The 15,032-nt window shown below is 70.0% G+C and carries 16 protein-coding genes; 8 read left to right on the top strand and 8 right to left on the bottom strand.

Annotated elements, in window-relative coordinates; translation table 11 throughout:
• Positions 1 to 286, top strand: a 286-nt coding sequence (locus tag NXI30_15215) for a hypothetical protein (protein ID MCR9095570.1), incomplete at its 5' end; no start/stop codon positions are given.
• Positions 287 to 356: 70 nt separating this feature from the next.
• Here NXI30_15215 and NXI30_15210 read toward each other — a convergent pair.
• On the bottom strand, positions 357 to 1,145 hold the full coding sequence (locus NXI30_15210; GenBank protein MCR9095569.1) for a DUF3047 domain-containing protein: 789 nt from the start codon (positions 1,143 to 1,145) through the stop codon (positions 357 to 359).
• Positions 1,146 to 1,411: 266 nt separating this feature from the next.
• On the opposite strand from NXI30_15210, the gene NXI30_15205 reads away from it, so the two are divergent.
• A complete protein-coding gene (locus NXI30_15205) occupies positions 1,412 to 2,323 on the top strand; it encodes an SDR family oxidoreductase (protein ID MCR9095568.1) in 912 nt (303 codons plus the stop codon).
• A gap of 103 nt (positions 2,324 to 2,426) precedes the next feature.
• Here the strand turns inward: NXI30_15205 and NXI30_15200 are convergent, their stop codons facing one another.
• Positions 2,427 to 2,903 (bottom strand): hypothetical protein, encoded by a 477-nt coding sequence (locus NXI30_15200; protein MCR9095567.1) that lies wholly within the window; start codon positions 2,901 to 2,903, stop codon positions 2,427 to 2,429.
• A 126-nt stretch (positions 2,904 to 3,029) separates the two neighbouring features.
• On the bottom strand, positions 3,030 to 3,962 hold the full coding sequence (locus NXI30_15195; GenBank protein ID MCR9095566.1) for a COX15/CtaA family protein: 933 nt from the start codon (positions 3,960 to 3,962) through the stop codon (positions 3,030 to 3,032).
• Positions 3,963 to 4,173: 211 nt separating this feature from the next.
• Between NXI30_15195 and NXI30_15190 the strand changes: the two genes are divergently transcribed.
• Both NXI30_15190 and NXI30_15185 read left to right on the top strand, forming a co-directional pair.
• Positions 4,174 to 4,581: a hypothetical protein gene (locus NXI30_15190; GenBank protein MCR9095565.1), complete on the top strand. Its 408-nt coding sequence runs from the start codon at positions 4,174 to 4,176 to the stop codon at positions 4,579 to 4,581.
• A gap of 179 nt (positions 4,582 to 4,760) precedes the next feature.
• Entirely contained in the window at positions 4,761 to 5,201 is a 441-nt protein-coding gene (locus NXI30_15185; protein ID MCR9095564.1) for a PEP-CTERM sorting domain-containing protein, read from the top strand.
• A 188-nt stretch (positions 5,202 to 5,389) separates the two neighbouring features.
• On the opposite strand, the gene NXI30_15180 is transcribed toward NXI30_15185, so the two are convergent.
• From NXI30_15180 to NXI30_15170, 3 genes are all read right to left on the bottom strand, one after another.
• Positions 5,390 to 6,139, bottom strand: a complete 750-nt coding sequence (locus tag NXI30_15180; protein ID MCR9095563.1) for an aminotransferase class IV — start codon at positions 6,137 to 6,139, stop codon at positions 5,390 to 5,392.
• A gap of 12 nt (positions 6,140 to 6,151) precedes the next feature.
• Positions 6,152 to 7,438 (bottom strand): citrate synthase, encoded by a 1,287-nt coding sequence (locus NXI30_15175; protein MCR9095562.1) that lies wholly within the window; start codon positions 7,436 to 7,438, stop codon positions 6,152 to 6,154.
• A 359-nt stretch (positions 7,439 to 7,797) separates the two neighbouring features.
• Positions 7,798 to 9,468 (bottom strand): glycosyltransferase family 39 protein, encoded by a 1,671-nt coding sequence (locus tag NXI30_15170; protein ID MCR9095561.1) that lies wholly within the window; start codon positions 9,466 to 9,468, stop codon positions 7,798 to 7,800.
• Positions 9,469 to 9,538: 70 nt separating this feature from the next.
• On the opposite strand from NXI30_15170, the gene NXI30_15165 reads away from it, so the two are divergent.
• Complete coding sequence (locus NXI30_15165) at positions 9,539 to 10,174, top strand: hypothetical protein (protein MCR9095560.1); 636 nt, start codon at positions 9,539 to 9,541, stop codon at positions 10,172 to 10,174.
• Between the two features lie 34 nt (positions 10,175 to 10,208).
• Positions 10,209 to 10,946, top strand: a complete 738-nt coding sequence (locus NXI30_15160; protein ID MCR9095559.1) for a glycosyltransferase family 2 protein — start codon at positions 10,209 to 10,211, stop codon at positions 10,944 to 10,946.
• An 18-nt stretch (positions 10,947 to 10,964) separates the two neighbouring features.
• Here the strand turns inward: NXI30_15160 and NXI30_15155 are convergent, their stop codons facing one another.
• Both NXI30_15155 and NXI30_15150 read right to left on the bottom strand, forming a co-directional pair.
• Entirely contained in the window at positions 10,965 to 11,360 is a 396-nt protein-coding gene (locus NXI30_15155) for a translation initiation factor Sui1 (protein MCR9095558.1), read from the bottom strand.
• Between the two features lie 11 nt (positions 11,361 to 11,371).
• Positions 11,372 to 11,806 (bottom strand): CoA-binding protein, encoded by a 435-nt coding sequence (locus NXI30_15150; protein ID MCR9095557.1) that lies wholly within the window; start codon positions 11,804 to 11,806, stop codon positions 11,372 to 11,374.
• A 315-nt stretch (positions 11,807 to 12,121) separates the two neighbouring features.
• Between NXI30_15150 and NXI30_15145 the strand changes: the two genes are divergently transcribed.
• Both NXI30_15145 and NXI30_15140 read left to right on the top strand, forming a co-directional pair.
• Complete coding sequence (locus tag NXI30_15145) at positions 12,122 to 13,459, top strand: insulinase family protein (protein ID MCR9095556.1); 1,338 nt, start codon at positions 12,122 to 12,124, stop codon at positions 13,457 to 13,459.
• Positions 13,456 to 14,913, top strand: coding sequence for an insulinase family protein (locus NXI30_15140; GenBank protein ID MCR9095555.1), 1,458 nt, complete (start codon positions 13,456 to 13,458; stop codon positions 14,911 to 14,913). The genes NXI30_15145 and NXI30_15140 overlap by 4 nt, the downstream gene beginning before the upstream one ends.
• Positions 14,914 to 15,032 lie beyond the last annotated feature (119 nt).

Here is a 15,032-nt window from a genome sequence, read left to right as displayed (position 1 = left end):
GATCGCGTTCTCGAAGCGGCGGCAGTCGGCGCTGTACCGGATGGCGATCTGGGCGGTGTGGCGAAACTACATGAAGGATCGGTCGGAAAACCGAAGGAAGGGGACACCGGCGCAGGCGTTGGGGATCACGAGGCGGGCGCTGGAGGTGAAGGACGTCCTGAGTGAGCGGCTGTTCGCGGGGCGGATCCCGTCGCTACGAGGCTGGCTGGCGGAGTGTTACTTCGGTCGGATCCGGACGCGGGCGATCGAGCGCTGCCGAGAGCATCGGGCGAGGTTCGCGATCTAGAGAGATGGGACGGGAGGAGGCGTCTCCTATCCGGGTGCGGTCGAGAGAGGCGCAATCATCGGTCCACGTCTCACGGGCCGAGCCAGCGGAAGTCGGTGTACTCGGCGCCGGCGACGTCGCAGGTGTCGTCCGCGTCGGTCATGATGCCGATCCCGACCACCGGGACGTCGGGGGCGAGATCGAGACCCAGCCGCGCGTCGCGGCCGACGTTCACGATCGCCTCGCGCCAGGTCGTCGCCCCGGCGTCCTTCGTCGGGACTTCCGTCGCGACGAGCTTCACTTCGTCCCGGTAGGGGCTCGTCCAGGTCGTGTCGCGCGCCACCGCGCGTGGCCAGACGTAGGTCAGCGTGGAACCGGGCATCTGGGATCCATACCAGCGCTCGCCGATCGAGCGCTGCAGTCGGTCGAGGAAGGAGGCCCGCTCGGGATCGAAGGGAAAGAGCACGTAGACCCGGGCTGCGAAGTCGTCCCCCTCGCGATGGCGCTCGTCTCGGCTCCGGGCATCGCCGCCGAGGGGACGTGTGATCCGCCATCGCCAGGCGAGCCGGGGGGTCTGACGGAGATCGACCGGCGGGTGGAGCTGGAGCACGAAGCCCGAGGCCCCGCAGTCGCTCTCGGCGACGAGGATCCGCCGTCCCTCCGGCCCGGTCCGGATCGAGTACCCGGTCGGTTTGGGGACCGAACGGAAGGTCAGCGGCTGCCAGGGGGCCTCGCCGGGGACCGGCAGAGGTTGGGCGTCGGGTTCGCTGGCGGGGAGCGAACCGGGCGTGCCGGCGAGGGCGAGGCACGCCACGAGGAGGCTCGGGAGCGCCCGCCCGAGGCCTCCCTGGGAGGCGATCCCGCCGGGACGCCGGGTCAACGGAGGGCTCCGTGGGCCCCCGGCGGCCCTGCTATCGTCGGCGCCGGCCGCGCACCGGGATCCCGGACGCCGGCTCGCGCCCTCGGGATCGCGCGGGGGCACCCGACCCCAGTTCGTGACGGCGCCGCGCGCTGCAGACCGGTCGCAGGCCGCTGGCCTCGACGGTTCGGCGCGTCCACCCGCTCGCGGCTCGCCGAGCCACGCGTACGCTCGTGATGGATCCGGCCCAATCCCGACCTCCCATCCATTCCACAGGAGTCTAGACCATGAGTGAAATCCGATTCGACGACCGCGTCGCCGTCATCACCGGGGCCGGCGGCGGCCTCGGCAAGACCTACGCCCTCGACTTCGCCAAGCGCGGCGGCAAGGTCGTCGTGAACGACCTGGGCGGCGCCGCGGACGGCACCGGCGGCGGCTCCAGCATGGCCGACCAGACCGTCAAGGAGATCAACGAGGCAGGCGGCACGGCCGTCGCCAACTACGACTCGGTCGCGACGCCGGAAGGCGGCGAGTCGATCATCCAGACGGCCCTCGACAACTTCGGCCAGGTCGACATCGTCGTGAACAACGCGGGCATCCTGCGCGACAAGTCCTTCGCGAAGCTCACGCCGGAAGAGCTCGAGATCGTGCTCGACGTCCATCTGAAGGGCGCCTTCTTCGTCTCGCAGCCGGCCTTCCGCGCCATGAAGGAGCGCAACTACGGCCGCTTCGTGTTCACGGCGTCGGCCGCCGGCCTGCTCGGCAACTTCGGCCAGACCAACTACGGCGCGGCCAAGATGGGCCTCGTCGGTCTGTCGAACGTGCTCGCGGTCGAGGGCAAGAAGAACAACATCCTCTCGAACGTGATCGCGCCGATCGCTCGTACCCGCCTCACCGAGGAGCTGATGGGTGAGCTCTCGAAGCTGATCGATCCCGAGCAGGTGACCCCGCTCGTGACCTACCTCTGCTCCGAGGCCTGCGAGACGACCCACTCGATCTACTCGGTCGGCGGCGGCAAGTTCTCGCGCATGTTCATCGGCGTCGCCGAGGGCTGGTTCGCCGGCCAGGGCAGCACGCCGACGGCCGAGGACATCGCGGCCAACTGGAGCACGATCGACTCCGACGCCGGCTACGTGATCCCGGACAGCATCGGCCACGAGATCTCGAGCCTGCTCGCCGCGTTCAAGGGCGAGGGCTGATCGACGATCCCGCGACGCGTCGGTTCTCCGACGCGTCCCCGAAACGAGAACGGGAGGCGGCCTCACGGCGCCTCCCGTTCTTCGTTTCGACGATCGGCCGTCGCTATCCGGCCAGCAGCTCGCCCAGCGCGGGCCATTCGATGGCCGTCTGCGCGTTGAAGACCTCGAGGAGCAGCTTGCGCTCATCGGGATCGTCGCCGCCCAGGAACGTGTCCACGTTCGCCTTCAGCGCGTCCGCTTCCGGCGTCGGGATCTCCTCCTGCGTCAGGATGCCGTCCTCGTGCTCGAGCCCCATGAGGTCGAGCCACTCGGTGAGCAGCTCGAGGCGGCATTTCAGGAAGTAGACCGCCAGCAGCTCTTCGGCGAGGCTCGCCGCCGTCACGCGGGAGAGCGCGCCCTTCACGGAGCCCAGCCGCTTGGCCGGCGGCTGCTTGAGCAGGAACTTCGGCCGGAATTTGAGGACCTGCGCCGCGGCGATCGTCGTGCTCTGGATGGCTTCGGGCGACTCCGCCTCGATCGCCCCCATGATCTTCGCGAACTCCTCGGGGCTCATCGCGCCGATGATCTGATGGGGTCGCATCGTCTCTCCTCGTGATCCCGGCGCCTCTGACGCGGGGCCCGGTTCCGGGGCGAGAGGGATGTAGCATCGCGCCGCGCCGGGCGCCGGTCTCCGGCGTCGCCAGGGCGCGCCCGACCCGTCGCGGGCTCAGGCGTGGGCGCCGCGCCAGACCTCGCGAAACCCGACGCCGACGGTGCAGACGAGGCCGGCGGCGAGCGCGGAGTGGGCGGCGGTGACCTCGACCGGCAGCCGGAGCAGCACGTTCGCGATCCCGACGCAGACCTGGGCGCCGGCGAAGACGGCGGCGATCGCGAGCCAGCGTCGCGAGCCCGCGTGGGCGCGGACGACCCAGGCGGTCGCGATCAGCGCGACGACCACGCCGTAGCCGACGGTGCGGTGGAAGAGGTGGAGGCCCTGGATGCCCGACCAGGTCGGGAAGTACTCGCCGTTCATGCAGGTCGGCCAGTCCGGGCAGACGAGGCCCGCGTAGCTCGACGAGACGAGGCCGCCGAGGACGATCTGGGCAACCAGCAAGGCGGCGGAGATCGAGACGAAGGCGCGCTGGGTGCGGTCTGCCTTCGGCGCGATCGGGGATGTCGGCGGGCCGTCGGCGGAGAGACGGAAGAGGCGGCGAGCGAGGAGCACGACCGCGAGTGCGAAGGCGTTCCCCGTGACGAGATGGGAAGTCACCGTCCAGCGAGCGAGGAGCTCCAGCACCGTCAGGCCGCCGAGGACGATCTGCGTGGCGAGCAGGAGCGCGGCGACTGCGAGCCCGCCCCGCATGGCAGGGCCGAGGCTGGGGAGCCGCAGGGTCGCGATTCCGAGGGCGAGGAAGACGAGGCCCACGCTGCCCGCGAGGGCACGGTGACCCCATTCGAAGGCCACGCCGACGTCGAAGGCGGGGATGACCTCGCCGAAGCAGAGGGGCCAGTCGGGGCAGGCGAGACCGGCCCCGTTCGCCCGGACGAGAGCGCCGAAGACGATCAGGACGTAGGTCACGCCCGCGAGGGCGACGAAGCCCGATGCGAGACGGCGGGCCGTGAGGGATTCGCTGGACAGGGACACGGACGGGGCGGCCAAGGGGACTCTCCCGGGCAGGTTGCGCGCTGCGGGCGCGAGGACTCTAGGAGAGGGAGCCTCGGGTCGCCTGGTGCGCTTCGTTGCAGGACGGCCTCGCCGGGATCGAGGACGTGTTTCCCCGCGGGACCAGGCCGCTCGGGTCTGCCGGGGATCCAGCCTTCAGTCCTTCCCCTTCGGCGTCGATACGGAGACTGTTATGGTGCAAGCCCAGATGACTCGAGAGATCAACGACGACCCGCGCAAGCTTTCACAGATGATTGCGCGCGTCTCCGAGCTGGCGGAGTCCCACTCCGTGAGCTCGGTCGTGGTGGGCGTTGCCGCCCAGGAGGGCGACCTGCTCTTCCCGGACTATCTCGCCTACCTCGAGAGCGCTCTGCGCGTCGAGGATCAGATATTCCGCATGACCCGCGAGCGAGCCGTGCTCTATCTGTCCGACGTCGACGCCACCCGCGCCGCCGAGGTGCTGGTGCGGATCTTCGGTGAGTTCTGCGAGGAATTCCCGACCGCCGAGGCCCCCGAGTTCGAGCAGCGCATGCTCGAGGTCACGCCCGGGATCGGTCCGCTCTCCGTGAAGGAAGTGCTGACCAGCGTCTTCGGCTCGAAGGAAGCGCTGCACTAGCCGCGCCCGCGCGCCGCCCTGCGGGCGGCTCGCCGCTCGGCATTCACCGATCTGCCGGTTCGGAACCGATTTTCTGCATCCGATCTCCGATTTCGGGCACCCACTCCATTGAAGCGAGGGAACCCGACGCCTCTGGGCGTCCTGGACCGTTCGGCTCGCCGGACGGTGGAGACCTTGAGATGGAGATGTCGAGAACCATGGGCCCGCTTGGGCTCGCGGTCGCGGTCGTGTTGCTGTTCGCAGCGACCCCTGCGGCCGCACAGTGGAATCCAGGGAACCACTTCTCCCTGAATCAGGACGGGGACGACTCGTTCACGATCGTGCTCGAGCGGCCGGGCGGCGACGGATGGCGGTTCGAGCTGCCGTCGATCGAGCTGCCGCAGCTGCCCGCTCCTTCGTGGCCGCCTCCGCGTGGCGGGGGAGGGAGCGACGATCGGCCGTCGTTCGAGTTCCCGATCGCGCTGCCGGATCTGCCGAATCTGCCGGGCCGGCGCCCGCCGATCCGGCCTTCGAATGCGGTGCCCGAGCCGAGCGCAGCGCTGCTCTTCGGCCTGGGTACGGTCGTCGTGGGTCAGGCCTCCCGCCGAGCCCGCAGGGTCCGCGACCCCGATCGCTCCTGAACCACCGACCGGATGTCGCCGCCGCTCGCACCGGCGCGGCGGCATCCGGTGCAAGGAACGCGTCACACCGGCGCGGCGGCCTCCGGTGCAAGGCAGGTGTCACACCAGCGCGGCCGCCTCCGGTGCAAGGCAGGTGTCGCACAGGCGCGGCCGCCTCTGGTGCAGGGGCTCCGCTGCCGGGGCGGGCTTCAGCGTCGACCGAAGACTGCCTGCAGGCGGTGCGACGTGGGTCCGGGCGCGCCCGAGCCCACGGGACGCCCGTCGATCGCGACGATCGGCACCACCCCGCGAACGGCGTTGACGCTCATCACCTCCCGCGCGCGGGTCAGCGCGGCCCGGTCGAGGCGCGCGAAGCCGAGCTCGGGGCGGCCGTGGCGCAGGACCGCGAGGCCCAGGCCCTCGACCCCGCCCAGGTCGAAGTCGGGCGTCACGAGGTCGCCCGACTCGGTCACGACGACGAAGTTGGAGTGGCCCCCTTCGACCAGGAACCCGTCTCCGTCGAAGAGGAGGACCTCCTCGATGTCGTTCGCGGCGACTTCCTCGCGCCCGAGATCGTAGGTCGTCACGTCGACGTACTTGGTGTTCGCGCGGAACTCACGACCCGGATGGACGTTCTTCGAGCTCGCGGCGCGCCAGCGGTCGGGCAATGGTTTGAACGCGCGCGGCTTCGCGAGGAGCTCCGGGGGCTCGCCGGGCAAGTGGGACCACTCGAGGCGAACGATCCCGTCGTTCCCGCCGAACTCGACGCGTGCGGTCGTGAGGAAGAGCCGCTCGACTTCCCGCGCGTCGGGGAGCGGGAGCCCCAGGCGCGCTGCGTCACGTCGTAGCCTCGCGACGTGCTGTTCGAGGCGCTCCACGCGGCCCCTGCAGACTTTGGCGGTCGTATACGAACCGAGGCGCCGGGGCTCGGCCCGCGGCGCCTCGTTCGAAGGACTCATGCGCGCTGCGGCCTAACGCTTGTCGATCGGCACGTACGCCGTCTTGGTCGGCCCCGTGTAGATCTGGCGCGGGCGGCCGATCTTGAACGCCGGATCGTCGTGGAGCTCCTTCCACTGGGCGATCCAGCCCGGGAGTCGACCGATTGCGAACATCGCGGTGAACATGTTCGCCGGCGTGCCGATCGCGTTGTAGATCACGCCCGAGTAGAAGTCGACGTTCGGGTAGAGCTTTCGCTCGACGAAGTAGTCGTCCTTGAGGGTGATCTCCTCGAGCTCCTTGGCGATCTCGAGCAGGGGGCTGTGGATGCCCATGCGCTCGAGGACGTCGTCGCAGGCCTTCTTGATCACCTTCGCGCGCGGGTCGTAGTTCTTGTAGACGCGGTGGCCGAAGCCCATCAGCCGTGCGCTCTCGTCGCCACTCTTGGCTCGCTCGAGGTAGTCACGCGCACTCGTGCCCTCGGCGTGGATCGACTCGAGCATCTCGATCACCGCCTGGTTGGCGCCGCCGTGGAGCGGACCCCAGAGCGCGTTGATCGCGGCGGAGATCGTCCCGAAGAGGTTCACCATCGACGAGCCGACGAGGCGCGTGGTCGACGTCGAGCAGTTCTGCTCGTGATCGGCATGGAGGATGAAGAGCAGGTCGAGCGCGTTCCGGACGACCGGGTCGACCTCGAAGTCCTCACACGGGTTGCCGAACATCATGCGAAGGAAGTTGCCGACGTAGTCGAGCTCGTTCAGCGGATAGAGGAAGGGCTGCCCGATCGAATGGTTGTACGCGTAGGCCGCCAGTGTCGGCAGCTTCGCGATCAGGCGGTGGACGGAGATCTCGACCTCCTGGTCGTCCCGGGGATCCAGGGAATCCGGGTAGAAGGTGGAGAGGGCGCCGACCATCGTCGAACACGCCGCCATCGGGTGCGCGTCCTTCGGCAGCGCGTTGAACATCAGCTTGAGGTCCTCGTGGAGCATCGTGTGGCGGCTGATGGTGTTCTCGAACGTCGCGAGCTCGTCGGTGGTCGGAAGATGGCCGTTGACCAGGAGGTAGCTGACCTCCATGAAGTTCGAGTTCTCGGCGAGCTCCTCGATCGGGATGCCGCGGTAGCGGAGGATGCCTTCCTCTCCGTCGATGAAGGTGATGGCACTCTGGCAGGACCCCGAGTTCGCGTAGCCGGGATCGAGGGTGATGTAGCCGGTCTGGGCGCGGAGCTTCGTGATGTCGATGCCCTTTTCGCCCTCGCTTCCTTCGATCACGTTCAATTCGAGCGTCTTGTCTCCGACGCGGAGTTCTGCGGTTTCCGACATGTCTTGATCTCCTCTGCTCACCCCGCCTGCGGTCAGCGGGTCCCGGTTGCTTTCAGCTGGCCCTGCGGTGGCCTTCGGGCTCGCACCGGGGATCGGACGGGACGGGGTCGGGCGGCGCATCCGTTCATTCGCTGCGCCCGCCACACCTCTTCGTCGCGTCGGTCTCCCTCCTCGCACGAGTCGGTCGGCCCGGCCGCGCAGTCGTCGCGGGGCGACACTGGGCGGGCAGGCGGACCTTTCCCGGCACCTGACCTCCCGTCAACCCGCGCGCTCGACGGACCGGGAGGGCTCTGGAGGACGATCTGGCGGCGCCAGTGTCGTGTGCTCGGAGGCTTCCGGGTCGGAGGAGAGAACGGGGGTCAGCGGGGATCCGGACCGCGGGCAGAGTAGCGGAGGTGGGCTCCCGGCGGCAGGGCGGGTGTTCCCGAAAACGGTGGAATTGCGAGGGCATACGGGGATCTGGTGCGTTCGCCGGGGCTCACTCGGGGAGAATCCGGTACGGAAGAACCCGCGTCCCGCGGGGCAAGCGCGGCCGCGCCGCGTGCGAGGCTGAGCGCACGCTCACCGTCCCGGAACCCGGTGACCTCGGTCAGCGGGAGCGATCCGGAGAGCGCCGCGAAATCGCGGGTTCGCAGCACCACGGGGCCCCGTCGGGCCTCGAGAAAGGCCGACAGCGCCGACTCGTCGGCGATCGGGACGACCTGGCCGGCGCCGTAGTACGTGAGGGCGGGCTCCAGCGGAGCGAGTCGGTAGACCCCGAGGACCTCGCCCGATCGGATCTCGGCCCGTGCCCCCGCCGCGATGGGGCGCGGCGACTTGTGCGCATCCAGGACGAGCGGGCCGAGGCCCACGAAGAGCGCGGCCTGGGCGAGGGCGACGGCGGCGAGGCCGGCGAAGAGCCTTCCGCCGAGAACGACCGCGTCGGTCCGGCGCTGGCGCAGCGCCCGATCGAGGCCGGCAGCGGTCGCGATCGAGAGCGCGGGCAGGATCGGGAGCAGGTAGAGGCCCCGCTTGCCCGCCGACAGGGAGAAGAACAGGAAGGGCAGTCCGATCCAGCAGATCAGGAAACGCGCCGCCCGGTTGCTGGACGGGTCGGCGGAGGCCTCCTTCGAGGTGCGGTGGAGCCAGAGCAGGCCGAGTGGGAGCGCCACGCTCCAGGGGAGGAATTCGATCGGGAGCTGGACCAGGAAGTAGTAGAAGGGGCGGGCGTGGGACGTCCCGGCGAAGAAGCGGCCGACGACGTTGTCCACGATCGCCTCGTCGAAATAGCCGGGCGGGGCCATCGCGACGGCGAGCCCCGCCCAGAGCGCCAGCGGTCCGACCGAGAGCGTGAAGGCCCAGGCCGGCGTGATCCGCCGCAGGTCCCGCAGGCGTCCTTCCCAGGCCAGGAAGGCGGCGAAGATGGCGAGCGGGAGCCACGCGACGGGTCCCTTGGTGAGGGCTCCCGCGCCGAGGGCGAGGTGGAGCGTCGCGATTGCCCAGGTCGGACGGCGCGCGGACGGGTCGCGGTCGAGCCAGAGGAAGAGCGCCGTCGCGACGAGGAGGCAGGTGGTCAGGACGCCGTCGAGCTGGGCGCGCCGGGCCACGAAGACGAACCGGTAGCTCGTCGCGAGGACGGCCGTCGCGATCAGGGCGGTCCGCGACGAAAGCCGGAGTGCGCGACCGATCCAGGCCGTCAGGCCGAGGCTCGCGAGCGCGGCGAAGGCGGACGGCAGTCGCGCGGCGACCTCGTCGACCCGGCACTCCCATCCCCCTGCCAGGGCCGCCAGCCAGAACCACAGCGGCGGCTTCTGGGTGTAGACCGCGTCGTTCAAGTGGAGCAGAAAGAGGCCGCCGAACCCGTGCCGCATCGACCGCAGCTCCTCGGCGATCGCCGCATAGCGTGGCTCGTCCGGTGCCCACAGGTCGGTCCAGCCGAGCCCCGTGAGATAGAGCGCCGCCGCCGACGCGAGGACGACGGCCAGGCCGGACCGGAACGGGAAAGGGGGATTCCGGGCTTCGAAAGGGCGGGGCGGGTCGGCGGGATCCAAGACGCGTTCGACGGTACCCTCGACGTCGAACGATCGCCGGCGAGACGTCGCCCGCGCAGGAGAAGCGACCGTGGCCCAGTCCGCCGATGCGAACACCCTCGAGGAGGTGCACGAGGCCTTTCGTCGCCAGGTCGGGGACGCCGGGGTCGGGCCCGGCGGGATCGCCGCGCTCTTCGATGGACTGTCGGCGGACCTGCGTGTCGGCCTCGTTCGGCGCCTGGGCCGGCGAGAACAGCGCGACCTCTACCGCAAGGTCGAGGGCTACGCGCCGGTCGGGCTCGCGGATCTCGTTTCTCCCGAGCGCGCCGATCTCGAGGAGGTCCGGCACCTGGGCCTCAACACCCTGCCCGCGTTTCGGGTCTTCGAGAAGCGCTTCTGCCGGCTTCCGGGCACCGACGCCGCCAAGCCCGATCGACTGGCGGGCTACAACTTCCAGGCGATGGCCTTCGTGACCGGTCCCGGCTACTTCGTGGCGGTCGAGGACGAGAACACGCGCGAGGTCCTGGTCGACTACAACCAGCTGCCCGAGGCCCGACCCGAAGACTGGCCCGAGGTGCGTTCGAACGAACGAGGTCTGTCCCGCTTCGTGTACGGCTTCATGGTCGACCGCGTCCGCCGCGTCTCCGAGCACGTCACGATCGGCTCCGCCGCGCGCAAGGGCCAGGAGCTCGGCAGCTACTTCGCGCTCACGCGGGACGACGGGTGAGACGAGCTTCTTCCCGGGTCGAAGGAAGTGGCGCATGACCGAGACACCGTGGCTCTCGGTGGTCGTTCCCTTTCGCGACGAAGCGCCTTCCCTGACCGGGGTCTACGAGGAGCTCTGCGACGCGCTCGATCCGTTCGATCGGCCGATCGAGTGGATCTTCGTGGACGATGCGAGCCGGGACGACGGGCCCTCGATTCTCGAGGGGCTGGCGGCGCGCGACCCGCGGATCCGCCTGCTGCGCGTCACCCCGCACGCCGGGCAGTCGGCGGCGCTCGAGGCCGGCTTCCGGGCAGCGCGCGGCGAGGTCGTGGCGACCCTCGACGCGGACGGGCAGAACGATCCGGCGGATCTTCCGGACCTGCTCGCGGCGCTCCCGGGTGCGGACTGCGTGTGTGGTGTCCGGGTCGATCGGCAGGACGTGTGGAGCACGCGGATCGCGTCCCGGATCGCGAACGCCGTTCGCGGGAGGCTGCTCGGGGACGGGCTGAGCGACATCGGCTGTTCGTTGCGCGTGATGCGCGCCGGCCCCCTGTCGAGGGTCAAGCTCTTCCGCGGCGGGCACCGCTTCCTGCCCTCCATGCTGAAGATGGAGGGCGCGAGGGTCATCGAACGGCCCGTCGCGCATCGCCCGCGGCGACACGGCACGTCGAGCTACTCGGTCGGGTCCCGGCTGGCGGTGGTCTGGCTCGACCTCCTCGCCATGCTCTGGTGGTCGCGCCGGATCGATCGCTACGACGTCAAGGAATCGACGCGTCCGGTGAGCGACGCGTAGACGGCTCGGCGGTTCGGGCTACCCACCGGCCTTCTTGACCTGGAAGCCGCGCGCCTCGAGCTCCGCGACCAGCGTGTCCCGGTGGTCGCCCTGGATCTCGATCACGCCGTCCTTGAGGGCACCGCCGGTTCCACACTTGCGCTTCAGATCGCCGGCGAGGCTGCGAAGCGCGTCGGCGTCGACCGGCACGCCGGTCACGGTCGAGACGGTCTTGCCCTTGCGACCCTTGGTCGAGCGCCCGACGCGAACGATGCCGTCGCTCTTCTCGGCAGCGGCCGCCTCCTCGCGGGCCTTGATCCGCGCACGCGCGCCCTTGCCGCGACAGCGGCAGCGGGCCTCGGTCCGGCCGCATTCGGGGCACATCCGTCCCTGCTCGCTCGAGTAGACGAGCCGGTCCCCGTCGCCGCGCGCCATCCCAGCCGCTCTCAGTTGCTCGCGCCGAGCAATCGGCGGTGGTCGACCATGATGCAGCGGTCCTGGATCACGCCGATTCCCGCCTCGCGGAGGCGCTGGGCCGCTTCGCCGTTGTGGATCCCGAGCTGCATCCAGACCGCCCGCGGCCGCGGCTCGAGGGCCAGGATCTCGTCCACGTGGCCGAGGACGTGCTCGGACGCCCGGAAGAGGTTCACGATGTCGACCTCCGCGTCGACCGTGCGGAGATCCGCATGACATTCCTCACCGAGCGTCGATTCGAGCTTCGGATTCACCGGCACGATCCGGTAGCCGGCCTGCTGCATGTAGAGCGGGATGCGGTAGGCGTCCTCCGCCGCGTCGTCCTTCGCGCCGACGACGGCGATCGTCTTCGCGTCGTGGAGCAGGGCACGCATCTGATCGTCGGTCTCTTCGATGGCAGCGCTCATTCGTCCGGTTCCTCGTTCCCGCTCTCCGGGAGGGGGGCGCCCCAGATTAGCCGTTTTCCAGCACGGCTTCCTTCGTCGCGGATTCGTCCGTGGGCCGGCTCATCCTCGACACTTCCGGGCGCAATCGATACGGTCCCGGCCATGACGGACCGAGCACGCCCTCTCGAGGGTCTCTTCGCACGGCTGGGGGTGGCCGCGCGATTCTCCCGGCCATCGATCGTCGGCCGCGCTGCGCGCGCGGCTGCGCTCTTTTCCGCGGCCGGATTGCTCGCTTCTCCGGGCGCTCATGCGAGCGGCGAGGCGACTGTCGATCCGGTGGCCGAGCAGGCCACGTCGTCCGCCGTGGCGGATCCGGCCGAGGCGATGTTCGAGACGCGGCTGGACAACGGGTTCCGGGTCGTGCTGCTCGAGGATCATCGGACGCCGGTGGTGGCGGTCCAGCTCTGGGTGGACGCCGGCTCCGCGGACGAGTCCTTCCATACCGGGATCGCCCACCTCTTCGAACACATGATGTTCAAGGGCTCCGAGAACATCGGGGAGGAGGTCCACGCCCAGCTCATCAACGAGCGCGGCGGGCGGATCAACGCCTACACGAGCCGGGACGTGACGGTCTACCACGAGGACGTGACGTCGGAGTCCCTGCCCCTCGTGATCGACCTCGAGGCGGAGCGCTTCCTCAACCTGGTGATCGACGACGAGACCCTCGAGAGCGAGCGGGAGGTCGTCCTCGAGGAGCGCCGGCTCCGGACCGAGGACACCCCGGACGGTCGAGGCTTCGAGGCGCTCGCGGCGCTGGTCTGGAAGGCGCATCCCTACCGCTGGCCCACGATCGGTTGGCGGACCGACGTCGAGCAGGTGACCGTCGAAGCCTGTCAGGCCTTCTTCGACACCTACTATGCCGCCAACAACCTGACGCTCGTGATCGTCGGCGACTTCGAGACCGAACCGACCCTCGCGCACATCGAGCGCGCCTTCGGGCGGCTGCCGAGCGCGCCGGCGATTCCGCGCAACCCGACGACGGTCGTTCCCCAGCGCGGCGAGCGTCGCTCCGACGTCTACTTCGAGGCACAGCTCCCGCTGCTGTTCGCGGGTTGGCATACGCCGCCCACGGGCCACGAGGACGGCGAGGCCCTCGACGTCGCGAGCCAGATCCTGTCGGGCGGGCGCTCCAGTCGCCTCTATCGCTCTCTCGTCTACGACAAGGAGATCGCCCTCTACGCCCACGGCAGCTACTGGGAGATGACCGACGCTGGCATGTTCTACGCCTCCGCCGGTGCGCGGCCGGGCGTCGACCTCGAGACCCTCGAAGCGGCCTTCATGGCCGAGATCGCGAAGGTCGCCCGGGAGGGTGTGACCGACGAGGAAGTGAACCGGGCGAAGCGGCAGATGGAGGTCTCCCTCATCAACCGCTTCGCGACGAACCACGCGATGGCGAGCCGGCTCGGCCGCGAGATCGTGACCTTCGGGCGCGTTCGGCCCCTCTCCGAGCGGATCGCGGCGATCCGTGCGGTCGATGCGGAGGACGTCCAGCGCGTCGTCGCGACCTACCTGACGGATTCCGGACGGAACGTCGTCCGCGTCATGGCGCCGCCCGTCGAGATGCCGGGAGCGACCGAAGAAGAAATCGCGGTGAACGAAGGGGGTGCCCGATGAAGCGAACGGCGCGCAAGCTCCTCCGGGCGACGTCCCTGTCCCTGCTGGCCCCGCTCGCGCTCTCGGGCTGCGCGAGCCTCCCGCCGGCCCTGGGCGGCGCTCCGCCGCCGGCCTGGGAGCTGCCGCCGCCGCCGCCCGCGGAAGGTCCGATCGTCGAGGCCGGTGCGCTCCACCGGGCGACCCTCGAGAACGGGCTCACGATCCTGATCCTCGAAGACCACCACCTGCCGCGAGTCGCGCTCGGCCTCGAGCTTCGCCGCGGGGCCGGGAGTGTTCCGCCCGGGAAGGCCGGGGTGGCTGCGATCACGAGTGAAGTGCTCCAGCGCGGTGCCGGTGATCGCGACGTCCTCGAGCTGGCGAAGGTCGTCGAGGACGCCGGAGCGTCGCTCTCGGTCGACGCCGGCTGGGACACGACGGGGATCTCGCTCGCGGGACTCGCCGAGACCCGGGAGCTCCTGATGGAGATCCTCGGCGACGTGGCGCTTCGTCCGCGCTTCGACGAAGGCGAGTTCGCGAAGGCCGTCGCGGAACATCGCGCGGGCCTGGTGTCGGCGCAGGACGATCCGGCCACGCTGATCCGGTGGAACGCGATCCGGGCGCTCTACGAGGACCATCGCTACGGCGTTCCGCGCGCCGGAACCGAGGAGACGATCGCCGCGCTGACCCTCGACGACGTGATGGCCTACTGGACCGACCGACTCGTTCCTTCGAACGCGATCTTCTGGGCCGTCGGGGACATCGACGCCGAGGTCCTCGTCGCGGAGGTCGAGGCGCTCTTCGGCGGCCTCGAGTCGGGCCCGGTGCCGCCGAAGACGCCGCCGACCCCGGAGCGCGCGCCGGAGGCCCGGCGGATCGTCGTGGTGGACAAGCCCGAGCTCGGCCAGGCCCGGATCATCGTCGCCCACGAAGGCATCGCGCGAACCGAGCCCGAGCGGATCCCCCTCGACCTGATGAACGACGCGCTCGGAGGCAGCGGTTTCTCCTCGCGTCTGATGAAGAAGATCCGGTCCGACGAGGGGCTGACCTACGGAATCGGCTCGGGCTTCTCGTTGCGCGCGGTTCCGGGACCCTTCTCGATCTCGACCTTCACGCGCAAGGATCAGGTCCGCCGCGTGGTGGATCTCGTCCTCGCGGAGATGTCGGCGATCCGGGAGACCCGGCCCGTCTCGCCGGAAGAGCTCGCGAAGTTCGTCTCGTACAACGTCGGACGGTTCGGGCTCTCGCTCGAGACCAGCCAGTCGGTCCTCTCGTCCCTCGTCGATCTCGAGGTGCACGGCCTGCCCGACGATTCCCTGGACACCTATCGCGGACGGCTCCGTGCGGTCGACCTCGAGACCGTGCACGCGGTCACGCGCAAACGGCTGGCCCCGGATCGCGCCGCGATCGTCGTGCTCGGCCCCGCGGCCGAGATCGTCCCCCAGCTCGAGTCGCTCGGCGAAGTCGAGGTCTGGTAGCCGGATCCCGGGCGCGACGGTCGGCGCCGTCGCGTCCCGACGGGCCCGTTCCCGTTTCCGCGTCCGACGCTCCAACGAACCGATCCCGTTGGGGCCGAGCGTCCCACGACCGGACGGCC

It is taken from the genome of bacterium, assembly GCA_024742285.1.
GTDB lineage: Bacteria > Myxococcota_A > UBA9160 > UBA9160 > UBA4427 > UBA4427.
This window is presented reverse-complemented; position numbering and strand designations above follow the sequence as displayed.

Coding starts and splice junctions, on each gene's coding strand:
- NXI30_15200 (MCR9095567.1), bottom strand. CDS start 2,903: ATGCGACCCCATCAGATCATCGGCGCGATGAGCCCCGAGGAGTTCGCG.
- NXI30_15150 (MCR9095557.1), bottom strand. CDS start 11,806: ATGAGCGCTGCCATCGAAGAGACCGACGATCAGATGCGTGCCCTGCTC.
- NXI30_15160 (MCR9095559.1), top strand. CDS start 10,209: ATGACCGAGACACCGTGGCTCTCGGTGGTCGTTCCCTTTCGCGACGAA.
- NXI30_15140 (MCR9095555.1), top strand. CDS start 13,456: ATGAAGCGAACGGCGCGCAAGCTCCTCCGGGCGACGTCCCTGTCCCTG.
- NXI30_15180 (MCR9095563.1), bottom strand. CDS start 6,139: ATGAGTCCTTCGAACGAGGCGCCGCGGGCCGAGCCCCGGCGCCTCGGT.
- NXI30_15155 (MCR9095558.1), bottom strand. CDS start 11,360: ATGGCGCGCGGCGACGGGGACCGGCTCGTCTACTCGAGCGAGCAGGGA.
- NXI30_15175 (MCR9095562.1), bottom strand. CDS start 7,438: ATGTCGGAAACCGCAGAACTCCGCGTCGGAGACAAGACGCTCGAATTG.
- NXI30_15185 (MCR9095564.1), top strand. CDS start 4,761: ATGGAGATGTCGAGAACCATGGGCCCGCTTGGGCTCGCGGTCGCGGTC.
- NXI30_15190 (MCR9095565.1), top strand. CDS start 4,174: ATGACTCGAGAGATCAACGACGACCCGCGCAAGCTTTCACAGATGATT.
- NXI30_15205 (MCR9095568.1), top strand. CDS start 1,412: ATGAGTGAAATCCGATTCGACGACCGCGTCGCCGTCATCACCGGGGCC.